Here is a 10713-nt window from a genome sequence, read left to right as displayed (position 1 = left end):
ACTTCGCGACCCATGAACAGGCACGCCAGCGCATCTTCTGGTTCCTGGAGGGGTGGTACAACCTGCGCCGTTTGCACAGCAGCATCGGCTATTGCTCGCCGCTTGAATTCGAGAATCTAAACGATAAAACGAAAACCGTGCTGCCTTGCGGGTTGCCCACCGCCGGGCAGCGTCATGGTCGAGACAGGCGACCCGCCGCCCGGCCGTGGACAACCCGCGACGCAACAGGAGGATCCACACCTGGCTAAAACCAACTGCAGTTCCGTCCGTCGAACCGGGTCACTCTCACATTGCAGATCTTGTGCAGAGCATCCTTCGTCGATCGTCCACGCCGGTATCCAAAGCCGGCTTCATCGAACACCGGCTCGAAGATCGGTTCCAGCCGGTTGAGCAACGCCTGTTGGCATACCCGATCATAAATAGTTTCCATACCTAACGAATGAAACTTGCCCGGCTGGCCAGACTTCGGGATCAATTGTTGTAGCACCGGTAGCGGTTGGTACGTCCCATCTCTGAGTTCCGCATGCAGACGAACGAGTCGCTCTTCCAGACACGCCTCGAACTCCTCCAGACGTTCCTCATCGACTCCGCCCGCCCCGCGTTACGTTTCACCCGAAGCCAAGCCATCTCCAAGTTCTTGCGCTTGTAGACTTTGTCCACCAATGAGTGAACCTTCCTTGCTCCTGTCGGATTCAACCAGTCCGCGAGTCTCCTCGGACCATGACTTCTGGGTCTTTCGCTTATGGAACTTGTCCTCGTCATCGTCTTTACTCATCTCACATTCCTGTCGTTTCCGACTATCGTCGATGAGGTTCGGTTTTCCCGAGCGGATGCGTCCTCTACGGCAATAGCGATGTCACTGGCTCGCACGGCGCGTCGCGCTGGCACACCGAGCAAACCGGCGAGTGCCAGAAAATCGATCGCGGGGTCGGTGATGTCGATGCCGACAAACCGGTCCGTCCCAGCGCTGGGGTAGTTTGTCTGAGCACGAGCATAGTTTTTTCAGAATGCTGTATTCACCGTTGTTCAAGACTACGAAGCTGATGGGCAGGCGCTCGTGTGCCGCGGTCCATAGCGCCTGTGGCGAGTACGTGGCAGAGCGGTCGCCGACAAGGCACACAACCGGGTTGCGGTCAAGCTGGAGTGAGGTGCCGACAGCTGCGGGCATGCCCCAGCCGAGAATCGCGCTGTGTGTGGACAGCCGTCCGCTCATCGAGCGACATTTGTCTTCACCTTCCACGAATGAGGCGTATCGCCGACGAACCGTTTGAAGACAGCGGTGAAATGCGACTGCGTACGGAACCCGCAGCTCAGTGCAACTTCCACCATGCTTTGCTTCGAGCGCGTCATTAGTTGTTGTGCGTGCTCGATCCGGCGACGCAGCAGGTATTCGTGCGGGCGCAGTCCGGTCGCGCGGCGGAACTGCGCGGCGAAATGCATGCGCGTGAGCCCCGCGCTTTGCGCCATGTCGGCAAGACCGATCGAGTCAGACAAATGCGCCTCGATAAACTCGATCGTCCGGCGCATGCGCCACTGCGGCAGCGCGGCCGCTTCACGCGTTTGACGCGCGGCCGCGGTGAAGTGGCGCGAGACGAGCCGCGACACGATCGCAAGGCACACGCTGTCGGTGAAAAGCTTGCCTGACGACGCATCGGTCGAATGCGACACCGCGAGCGCCTGCGCGAGACGCTCGAGCGTCGGGTCCCGCTGGATGCGCGGATCGCTGAGCACGATTTCCCCTGCGTGCGCCTGTCCGAACAGGTCCTCGAAGCATTCGGCGAGCGCCTCTTGCGACACGAACAGATGCAACACGTCAGCGGGCGACTCGAAACGCACGCTAACCGGCACCGCCGGCGCGGTGACCTGCACGGCGCCCGCCGTCACGCGACCAGAAACGATCGTACGTCCCGCGTACTCGAAACTGAGCGACGTGCATTTCAGGTTCAACCCGATGCAGTGATACTCCGCGTGTCCCTGGTGCGACGCCTCGAACGCGCCGACTTCATTGCGCGTCCAGCGCGCGACGGTCATTTCGCCGTACGGAAGCAGATCGTGAGTCTCGTCGACCACGGGGTAGCGCCAGTGATGCTCGGGGTGAATCGGGTTGCCGTTTATTTTGCGCACGGCGACCGTGGCGATTTCGGTTTCGTTAGTCGACAAGGCAATCATGAGCGCCCGCAAGAAATTGAAAGTATGACGATGCGAAACGGCGTCCCCCGTGTCGCCCTGCCCCTCAATCTACATTAGTATATCGAGCTTATTTGTCGGTCTGGCCACCCCGTTTAATGGTAAACGTCGCGTGGCGACACAATGAGGTCTGCAGTGAGCACTAGTGTAACCAGGCTTCCACATTAACTCACATACTCACAAAAATGTCGCGAAGATTGCAAATCGGGTTATTTCAAAATGCATTTGAATCTTACAGTTTAATTATTATATAAATAATCAATATGCCAATATTCGATTGTCAATCGTGACTCACCATCGAGCTGAAACGCGCGCTCACCTTGTGGACCTTGTCGGAATGCACCCTGTCGACGGCGGTCTTCATGTGGTCTACAAGGACTTCCACATTTATAGCAAGCACCAACCCATCGGACCCGATCAGCTCGACCACGACTCCCGTTGAAACATGGAGATTCAAAGCGTGGAATTTGTGAGCGATATTGTTACGAGTTCGAGGGGTTCTATCGCAATAACGATGATTGATCGAACAAAGACAATATGCTAAGCAATGCTTATATATCAAACGAGCAAAACTATTAAATGGAAGTTTTTCTGCTACCTTGCGTTTGTGCCTTCTTGATGATATGCATCATTTCGATACCGCCCGGCAAAATACGTGCGCACCGGAAGGTCTTGAACCCGAGCATCGGTCAAGTTCTCCACTTGATCGCCCGGTGATCCTCTTAGATGATGTTGTTTAGATGCCTGTTCTGGCGGATCATGATCGCCCCCAGGATGAGCTTGAGTGCGCCTTGAACTACCAGGTCACGGATAGCCGGAATCGAAAGGACACAGACCTTGCCCCCGTCCTTCGGAATTTCCTGCTTTCCTGCCGCCGCGAGCCCGAGTCGGTAACGCTCGATAAGAGCGGTGAAAATCTGGAGCTCGGGGCCCTCAACGCCGGGCGCGAAACGCCGATCAGAATCCGCCAGAACAGGCATCTGAACAACATCATCGAACAGGATCACCGGGCAATCAAGCGCCGTATCCGGTCGATACCCGGATTCAAGGCCTTTCGCTGTGCACGCATTCTGCTAGGTGGCGTCGAGCTCATGCACATGATGAGGAAACGGCAGATGAAAAGCAGCGGCCAAATTTCCGCTCAGCAGCTTCACTCGTTAGACAAATAAGCATTACTTATCATATTTCCTTGACTTGAAAAAGCACCCTTATTGCGACACCGATGGCCGTGAGACGGTCGCGGCGAACGCAGAGCCGCGATCCGGCGAGGGTCGGACTGTCCGAGCTGCTCCTCGCTGCTCTCCGCTGGTGGTAAATTGGCGTCGCATCGGCTACTTCGAAAGTCCGCATGCCATGGGCAGCAGTGAAATGCTGCGAACCGTTGCGCTGATTGTCGTGCTCACGTCGCTCGCGTCTTCCGCGTTGGCCGGCAACCATGACGCTGCGATCAGGAACCGGCCAGAGGCAACGCTGTCCGGCGTACATCACATGCCGAGCCCCGCGAAACGTCATCGGAAAATGGTCGCGCGCCACGGACTGAGGAAGACGCCGGCACGCAAGCCAGGACATGGCAAGGCACGCACCCATCACATGCCCCGCATAGTCGCGCCGGAAGAAAACATCTTGCGAGTCAGCGCAGACAAGGCTGATGTCAAGGTAACCCGGTGATGCAATCAGGATTCTACAAGGGCTACTCCATCTGGGGGCATGCCATTCCAGAAGGAGATCGTTACGCGGCGAATGGCACGATTACCCACGAATCAAGGGTCATTGAGGGGTCTGGCGTGCTGGGATATTTCACAGCGGAAGAGGACGCGCAGGTGGCTGGTCTGGCGTGGGCCAGGGCGTGGATCGATCGCCACAACGGGAGCTAGCCGCTCAGACCGCAACGCACTGCGTGATGGCCTGCCCCGCTGGGATGGCGGGTGAATGCGCCCTTCCCTCTGCAGAGCTGCAGGCGAATCGACGATTCGCCGCGAGGGCGAACAGCGCCATGTCAGTATATAAGATCAAGCATGTAACCACCTGTCCAGGCAATGCCATGCTCAAAGATTGGAAGACGTTCATCCCCAAGATCAGCGAAAGCACCAATGCTTTGAGAAAGCATTCTCCCGGAACATTCGATGGCTATCGGATGCTTCATGAGACCGGCGCACAGACGGGTCATCCGGATATAAACCTCGGGCGCTTATCGCCCTCGCCCTCACGCTCGCCGTCACGACCCGATGCGATAGCTGCATCGCGAGCCGTGCGAAAAAAGCCATGGACGTAGGTGTCACGGAAGCGGAACTGCCGGAAGCGCTCGGTGTTGCCGCTGCTATGAACGCAGGAGCGGCTCGCGCATATTCTGGACATGCAATGGACGCGTCCCATAGCCTGTCAGGAAACGACTGATCACTTTTGAAGGCAATGTTGCTCAGAATCGATCTCCCGATGCTGGACGCATCGGGCGTCGGCCACAAAGCGACGTTCCGGGGCGCAATTATCCTGACGCTTCACCGTCTGCTTTCGAGCCGCCTGCCGTCATCCTGCTCTCCACGCCGTGCCTGATTGTCGTCGTACCTGACTGCCTATGTACTTCTGTTGATCTGATCCCATGAAGGAACGGGTTGCAATGCTCCGACAAGGGCGTCGATCACAACACGCACCTTGGGAGCCAGACTTCGTGAACGAGGCCAAAGTGCAGTTATCGGCAGGTCTTCAACGGGTGCCGAGATCGGCACGACGTTGAGGCGCCCGGCGATCACATCGTCAACAACAAGCCACGTCGCGAGACAAGCCAACCCCATTCCACTGAGCGCAGCATCTCGTAGGGCTTCACCATGGCTGATCGTGTGCCTTGGCCGGAGTCTTCGAGACTCAGGGTACGGCCATGCGAGTGGCTGCCCGTCTTTTCCGAATGCGAGGCAATCGTGCCCGCTCAATGAATCGAGCGAGGAGGGTACGCCGCGCCGACGCAAGTAGTCAGGCGACGCGCAGATGATTGAGCGTTGCTTGGCAAGCCGTCGTCCGATAAGGCTCGCGTGATTACCCGGATCGCCGAGCCGTATCGCAAGATCAACGCCTTCTTCGATCAGATCGACATGCCTGTCCGTAAACGTGACATCCAGATCGAGATCGGGATGAACTCGCGTCAGGCCGGTCAGAATCGGCAACACACGCAACCGACCAAACGACACCGGCAGATTGATGCGTAGCGTCCCTGAGATAAAACGCACGCTGGCGGCGAGCAACGTCTCCGCTGAGTTCAGTTCCTCCAGCACCTTGCGGCAGCTCTCGTAGTACGCCTCTCCTTCAGCCGTCATGCTCAGGCTGCGAGTCGTGCCGTTGAGCAGCTTTACGGCAAGGCGCGCTTCCAGCCGCGCGACGCACTTGGCCGCAGCGGACTTCGATAGACCCATCCGTGCGGCTGCCGCCGTAAAGCTACCAGTTTCCACAGCGTGGACGAACGCGGACATGCCTTGCAGATGTGAATGAAGATTCGAAGTCACGGTATTGGCGACAAAATATCGGGGGTGTTGCGAGAAGATATCGCAACCTGATCGAATCCGTCGTCAATAAGATTGATGGCTCGTCCAACGATGGAGTCGAGCCATGCCCACCATGAAACAATGGCAGTTACCTGCGTTCGGATTGCAACAGCTCGCAATCGCCGACGCGCCGATACCACAACCTGGCCCGCATGAGCTGTTGATCAAGGTGCGTGCCGTATCGCTCAACTATCGCGACAAGCTTGTCGTCGAAGGCGATCTTCTCCCGGATAGGCCCGCCATGCCGTTCGTTCCGTGTTCCGACATGTCCGGCGAGGTCGTGGCGACCGGTGCGGCGGTAACGCGCTTCAAGGCGGGCGACCGCGTGCTTGGCCATTTCTGGACCCAATGGATAGACGGCGTCCCACCGCCCACAATGGCGCGGCACGGCTTGTCGTTAGGCGGCCCGCTCCCGGGCATGCTTGCCGAATATGTGACGCTTGAAGAACACGCCGCGGTGCGTGCGCCCACGACCGTCACCGATGCTGAAGCATCGACACTGCCGATCGCGGCGCTCACCGCGTGGTTCGCGCTAGTGGAGACCGGGCACTTGCAGGCAGGACAAACCGTGCTGGTGCAAGGCACTGGCGGCGTGGCGCTGTTCGGGCTCCAGATCGCGCAGGCGCTCGGTGCACAGGTGATCGTCATCTCGCGTCATGCGGAGAAGCTCTCACGGGTGAAGGCATTGGGCAGTTGTGCCGTGATCGACACGCAGGTTACGCCTGGCTGGGCGAATGCCGTCGAACGACTCACGCACGGCCGTGGCGTCGATCATGTACTGGAAATCCTCGGCGGCTCAAACATCGAGCACTCCGTCGCAGCCCTTGCTCCGGGTGGGCGCATCGCGCAGATCGGCTTTCTGGAGGGTCCCGACATTGCGCTTCCCGTAATCCGCCTCATGCTCAAACGCGCGATCATTCAGGGGATTTCCGTCGGTCACCGCAGCGCATTTGAACGTATGAACCGCTACTTTGATGAATACAGCATCAAGCCTGTCATCGATCGTGTTTTTAGTTTTCACGACGTGCCCGCCGCATTCGACCATCTGGAACGCGGCCCATTCGGCAAGGTTGTGATTTCGGTCACGAGCTAAACCGGCCGTCCGATTGCCGCCTCCATTCAGACATTGCCGTTTGCGAATGTTGAGCTTCCGCTCCGGGTCGGGTGCTGCCAGCCAGCGGCCCCGGGGCGGCGGACAAAGCATCAACACGGCCACCAGAAGATTTGAGCCGTTTCTCGGTCGCCCCTTTATAATCCGGCATGACTCACTTATTCTCCCTTGCAACAACGCCACACGCCGCACCGGCCGCGCGACCCATCGGGTGGCTGATCGCGCGCACGCCAGCAAATTATTTACTTTCCACGCATTTCGAACGCATGCGCCACGATTTGCATCCGGCGCTCGTATGAAAATACCCAAACGGCTTGCACCGCTCCTCGACGAAGGACTCATCGACGAAGTTATCGGCCAGTTGATGAGCGGCAAGGAGGCGACCGTCTACGTCGTGCGCTGTGGCGACGCGGCGCGGTGCGCAAAGGTCTACAAGGATGCAAGGCAGCGCAGCTTTCGGCAAGCCACGTCCTATCGGGACGGCCGCAAGGTCAAGAGCAGCCGGCAGGCGCGTGCGATGGAAAAAGGAACGCGCTACGGCCGCCAGGTGCAGGAGGAACTGTGGCAAAACGCTGAAGTCGACGCGCTGTTCCGACTCGCCAACGCAGGCGTCCGGGTGCCACAACCCTATATTTGCACTGATGGCGTGTTACTGATGGAACTCGTGGTCGACGCGTCGGGAGACGTCGCGCCACGCCTCGACGACGTCGACCTGACCGAAGCGCGCGCTCTTGAAATGCACGCGCTGCTGCTCAACCAGGTAGTCCGAATGCTATGCGCCGGTGTGATTCACGGCGATCTGTCCGAATACAACATCCTGCTGGCGGCTGAGGGTCCGGTGATCATCGACCTGCCTCAGGCCGTCGACGCAACTGGCAACAACGAAGCCGCCTCGATGCTCAAGCGTGATGTCGACAATCTGGCCGCGTACTTCGGGCGTTTCGCGCCGCAACTTCTCAGCGCCGATTACGGAACGGAGATCTGGTCGCTGTTCGAAGCAGGCCATCTGCATGTCGATGTCGCACTGACCGGCCGCGTGAAGACCACTACCCGACCTGTCGACCTTGATGGCGTGCTGGAGGAGCTCGAAGAAACGCGCCTCGAAGAAGATGCCCGGGTGCGGCGACAGCAGGAACTGAGCGCAGGCCGATAGCCGGCTCCCGCTTGCGGTCCCCAGAAGACAGCGGGCGATGAGGCTCCTGGATGAATGCCGCACCGAGGACCGGTTGAGCGGCGCGAGAAAAGCGTTGCGGTTACAGTGCAGGACTGGTTCGCTTCGCACAGCACCGAAAAGACGCGTGTTGATTAGTCGCGAATATTCCTTTCATCGGTAGTTCAGTGGGGCCAGCGACAACAGTGCTCGCTGGACTGCACCCCCGACTTGCATCGGACCGGTATTGTGAGCCGCCGCGTCTGGCCAATCCCCTCGCGTACCTGATTCGCCGTCTGGACAGGGCGATGTCCATGACTGCCACGACGCAAGGGCTACCCGGCAAATTTCATGCTTCCCACTACCGCGCGAGAGCCTGTCGATCAACGCGCGCGGCTACTTCCTCAATGCGGCATCCGAGGCCATGTCCCGCCCTTATCAGGAATCTTGAATGGCCAAAGAAGAACTGCTGGAACTCGACGGTATCGTCGACGAAGTGCTGCCAGACAGCCGCTACCGCGTCACGCTCGACAATGGCGTGGTGGTAGGGGCGTACGCGTCCGGTCGTATTCGCAAGAATCACATTCGCATCCTTGCGGGCAATCGCGTAACGCTGGAACTCTGGATGTACGACCTGACGAAAGGACGAATCAATTTTCGACATAAGGATGAACGGAGCGGTGGCGCAACGCAAAGAGCCGCTCTTCGCCGTCGTTGATGGCGCGATATGCGACCGCCGGCTGTGACCCTAACCTATGCCACGACGCTGCCTCACATCCATGTCACCATTCGCCGTTGCTGCCGCATCCCAACCAGGGAAAAAATTGACCACCTTAATTCTGAAACCCGACGAGCCCCTGGAAGTTGCATTACGTCGTTTCCGTCGCGCGATCGAGCGCACCGGCTTGATTCCGGAGCTTCGTGGCCGGACAGCCTATGAAAAACCTAACGCAGAACGCAAGCGCAAAAAAGCTGCCGCAGTGGCGCGCCTGCGCAAGCAGATCAGACGGTCGTTGTCGCCGAAAAAGCGGTACTGACCGGGAACCGCCGGGCAGCCATGGTGAAGCGGCCATCTAATGCCCAGTCGGGTGCCTCGCATAAGCCCCGCGTGGGGAACTCTGGTTCGGATCTGGGCCGAGTGGCCGGTTGAGTCTGCATTCGCATACCGGTCACCCGATCTTCCGCGATAGATAGACGACAACGGTCACCGTGCTAGCCATGACGCCCGTCGAACAGTTCGCAGCCGGCGGCTGGTTTAAGGTGACCCAGAAACACCCTGGTCGTCCATCGTTGAATGTCTAGGCAATCAACCGTCCTTCAAACCCTTTCGCATAGTCGTTTTCGTGGGCGCCGCTTGTTCCGGAGGGGGCTGGTAGCGGTTTTTGCGTCACCTCGTCGCCAAACCGCTTGCCTCCGGGCCTTGCCGGTTGTAGATTCGCATCCGTGTTGCTACGCTAGCGCCACCCTGAGGATTTAGACCTTTGCGTATTGTCGGTGACTACGCAAAGGCAAAGGTCTCAGGCAAACTTTTGACCGATAACGAGGAATCCATGGCAACAACGAGCGCAACGAAAGCTTCAGCAAAGCCGGCTTCGAAGAAGGCTATGAGTCCGGTCCAGAAAAAAACGGAGGTGCCCCTGGTGAAGAAGGCTGCAGCCCCTACCACGAAGAAGACGATCACGGCCACGCCGCTGAAGCCTATCAAGGATTCGTTTACGAAGGCTTCACTTACGGTCCACCTGGCCGAGCGTGCTGGTGTCGAACCGAAGGCGGCCAAAGCTCTGATGGCAGCACTGGAAGAAACGGTGCTCGCTTCTGTCCACAAGAAGGGTGCAAAGGAGTTCACGCTGCCGGGTCTGTTGAAGGTTGTTGCTCAGGACGTGCCCGCCAAAAAGAAGCGCTTCGGCAAGGACCCATTCACGGGTGAAGACAAGTGGTTCGCCGCGAAACCTGCTTCAGTGCGTCTGAAGGTGCGGCCGCTGAAGAAGCTGAAGGACGCGGCGCTCTAAATCGAGGTCTGCAGAAAGAACGCCCCTTGTGACGGAAGTCCGAAGGGGCGTTTTGCTTTGGATATGGGCACGGAGTGTGCCTTGGCACTACGTCATTCAGACCGTTGCCTGCACGGTCACAGGCGCTGGCGCGCCGGCGATGTCACGTTTTGCGACCGCCGTTTTGGTGGCGACGGTCTTCTTGCTCGCTACCTTCTTGGTCCCAGTCTTCCTTGCAGCCGACGTCATCGCTTTCTTCGCCGGGGCCTGGGCTGGCTTCGCCGTCCTGGCCGCGGTCTTCCTAGCGACCGCCTTCTTCAACGCAGGCTTCTTCTTGCGCACAACGCTTACACCCGCAGCGGTATCCTCGGCTGCGCCCGAAATTAGGAACTTTGTTCGGTCCTTCGCACCTTTAATCCACTCCGGTGGACGAGCGTGCCCGCTCCAGGTTTCCCCGGTCTTTGGATTCAGGTACTTTGGCGGCAACTTTCCTTTCGCCTGGGTTGTCGCCTTCCCCCCGCGGGCTGCTGCCGCCGACTGGGCCGCGCGCTTGAATCCGGGCTTTGGTCCACGCTTTGCGCCAGCTTTCGCCGTACCGGAATGCGCTGCTACGTCTGCAATAGTGAGGCCGTGTTCGGCCATGAGCTGGCGGATTTTGTTGAGCGCAGATTGGGACTTGAAACCAATGAGTGCTTCAGCCTGCGCTTGCAGTTTCTTCATTTGGGCCTGAATCTGTTCCAGGTTCGG

Annotated in this window: 13 protein-coding genes and 2 pseudogenes; 9 read left to right on the top strand and 6 right to left on the bottom strand. The window is 58.7% G+C overall.

Features of this window, described 5'->3' with window-relative positions; genetic code table 11:
* A pseudogene (locus HV796_RS46140) lies at positions 1-248 on the top strand (hypothetical protein); the annotation flags it as partial.
* Positions 249-601: 353 nt separating this feature from the next.
* Here HV796_RS46140 and HV796_RS38045 read toward each other — a convergent pair.
* The 4 genes and pseudogenes from HV796_RS38045 to HV796_RS38030 all read right to left on the bottom strand — a co-directional run.
* Positions 602-775: a hypothetical protein gene (locus HV796_RS38045; RefSeq protein WP_175232968.1), complete on the bottom strand. Its 174-nt coding sequence runs from the start codon at positions 773-775 to the stop codon at positions 602-604.
* A gap of 81 nt (positions 776-856) precedes the next feature.
* Positions 857-1213 carry a thiamine pyrophosphate-dependent enzyme gene (locus tag HV796_RS38040; RefSeq protein WP_217478132.1) on the bottom strand — a complete coding sequence of 119 codons (357 nt, stop codon included), beginning with the start codon at positions 1211-1213 and terminating at the stop codon, positions 857-859.
* Positions 1210-2169, bottom strand: a complete 960-nt coding sequence (locus tag HV796_RS38035) for a helix-turn-helix domain-containing protein (protein WP_175232974.1) — start codon at positions 2167-2169, stop codon at positions 1210-1212. Before HV796_RS38035 ends, HV796_RS38040 begins: the two co-directional genes overlap by 4 nt.
* A 593-nt stretch (positions 2170-2762) precedes the next feature.
* Positions 2763-2951: pseudogene (locus tag HV796_RS38030) on the bottom strand (DDE-type integrase/transposase/recombinase); the annotation flags it as partial.
* Here HV796_RS38030 and HV796_RS38025 point away from each other — a divergent pair.
* The 3 genes from HV796_RS38025 to HV796_RS44680 all read left to right on the top strand — a co-directional run bounded on the left by HV796_RS38025 (position 2928) and on the right by HV796_RS44680 (position 4581).
* Complete coding sequence (locus HV796_RS38025) at positions 2928-3356, top strand: DDE-type integrase/transposase/recombinase (RefSeq protein ID WP_377694390.1); 429 nt, start codon at positions 2928-2930, stop codon at positions 3354-3356. The pseudogene HV796_RS38030 and the gene HV796_RS38025 sit on opposite strands and share 24 nt — an antisense overlap.
* A 199-nt stretch (positions 3357-3555) precedes the next feature.
* Entirely contained in the window at positions 3556-3855 is a 300-nt protein-coding gene (locus HV796_RS38020; RefSeq protein ID WP_175232973.1) for a hypothetical protein, read from the top strand.
* Positions 3856-4377: 522 nt separating this feature from the next.
* Positions 4378-4581 carry a carboxymuconolactone decarboxylase family protein gene (locus tag HV796_RS44680; RefSeq protein ID WP_343053074.1) on the top strand — a complete coding sequence of 68 codons (204 nt, stop codon included), beginning with the start codon at positions 4378-4380 and terminating at the stop codon, positions 4579-4581.
* Between the two features lie 176 nt (positions 4582-4757).
* Here the strand turns inward: HV796_RS44680 and HV796_RS38010 are convergent, their stop codons facing one another.
* Positions 4758-5645: a LysR family transcriptional regulator gene (locus HV796_RS38010; protein WP_217478131.1), complete on the bottom strand. Its 888-nt coding sequence runs from the start codon at positions 5643-5645 to the stop codon at positions 4758-4760.
* 136 nt (positions 5646-5781) lie between these two features.
* Between HV796_RS38010 and HV796_RS38005 the strand changes: the two genes are divergently transcribed.
* From HV796_RS38005 to HV796_RS37985, 5 genes are all read left to right on the top strand, one after another.
* Positions 5782-6810 (top strand): zinc-dependent alcohol dehydrogenase family protein, encoded by a 1029-nt coding sequence (locus HV796_RS38005; RefSeq protein WP_246356288.1) that lies wholly within the window; start codon positions 5782-5784, stop codon positions 6808-6810.
* A 313-nt stretch (positions 6811-7123) separates the two neighbouring features.
* Complete coding sequence (locus tag HV796_RS38000) at positions 7124-7981, top strand: PA4780 family RIO1-like protein kinase (RefSeq protein WP_175232971.1); 858 nt, start codon at positions 7124-7126, stop codon at positions 7979-7981.
* A 448-nt stretch (positions 7982-8429) separates the two neighbouring features.
* A complete protein-coding gene (gene infA, locus HV796_RS37995) occupies positions 8430-8696 on the top strand; it encodes a translation initiation factor IF-1 (protein ID WP_175232970.1) in 267 nt (88 codons plus the stop codon).
* Between the two features lie 106 nt (positions 8697-8802).
* Complete coding sequence (gene rpsU, locus HV796_RS37990; RefSeq protein WP_175232976.1) at positions 8803-9015, top strand: 30S ribosomal protein S21; 213 nt, start codon at positions 8803-8805, stop codon at positions 9013-9015.
* A 513-nt stretch (positions 9016-9528) separates the two neighbouring features.
* Positions 9529-9987, top strand: a complete 459-nt coding sequence (locus HV796_RS37985) for an HU family DNA-binding protein (RefSeq protein WP_175232975.1) — start codon at positions 9529-9531, stop codon at positions 9985-9987.
* A gap of 96 nt (positions 9988-10083) precedes the next feature.
* Here the strand turns inward: HV796_RS37985 and HV796_RS37980 are convergent.
* Positions 10084-10713 (bottom strand): H-NS histone family protein (locus tag HV796_RS37980; protein WP_175232969.1); only part of this gene is annotated, 630 nt, incomplete at its 5' end.

The organism is Paraburkholderia humisilvae (assembly GCF_902859855.1).
Classification (GTDB): Bacteria; Pseudomonadota; Gammaproteobacteria; order Burkholderiales; family Burkholderiaceae; genus Paraburkholderia; species Paraburkholderia humisilvae.
The sequence above is the reverse complement of the archived record's forward strand: the minus strand, read 5'-3'. Positions and strand labels throughout refer to the sequence as shown.

What these genes read in the sequence shown, in the direction of transcription:
- HV796_RS38045 (WP_175232968.1), bottom strand. Translation starts at nt 775, where the DNA reads ATGAGTAAAGACGATGACGAGGACAAGTTCCATAAGCGAAAGACCCAG.
- HV796_RS38040 (WP_217478132.1), bottom strand. Translation starts at nt 1,213, where the DNA reads ATGAGCGGACGGCTGTCCACACACAGCGCGATTCTCGGCTGGGGCATG.
- HV796_RS38035 (WP_175232974.1), bottom strand. Translation starts at nt 2,169, where the DNA reads ATGATTGCCTTGTCGACTAACGAAACCGAAATCGCCACGGTCGCCGTG.
- HV796_RS38025 (WP_377694390.1), top strand. Translation starts at nt 2,928, where the DNA reads ATGCCTGTTCTGGCGGATCATGATCGCCCCCAGGATGAGCTTGAGTGC.
- HV796_RS38020 (WP_175232973.1), top strand. Translation starts at nt 3,556, where the DNA reads ATGCTGCGAACCGTTGCGCTGATTGTCGTGCTCACGTCGCTCGCGTCT.
- HV796_RS38010 (WP_217478131.1), bottom strand. Translation starts at nt 5,645, where the DNA reads ATGTCCGCGTTCGTCCACGCTGTGGAAACTGGTAGCTTTACGGCGGCA.
- HV796_RS38005 (WP_246356288.1), top strand. Translation starts at nt 5,782, where the DNA reads ATGCCCACCATGAAACAATGGCAGTTACCTGCGTTCGGATTGCAACAG.
- HV796_RS38000 (WP_175232971.1), top strand. Translation starts at nt 7,124, where the DNA reads ATGAAAATACCCAAACGGCTTGCACCGCTCCTCGACGAAGGACTCATC.
- infA (WP_175232970.1), top strand. Translation starts at nt 8,430, where the DNA reads ATGGCCAAAGAAGAACTGCTGGAACTCGACGGTATCGTCGACGAAGTG.
- HV796_RS37985 (WP_175232975.1), top strand. Translation starts at nt 9,529, where the DNA reads ATGGCAACAACGAGCGCAACGAAAGCTTCAGCAAAGCCGGCTTCGAAG.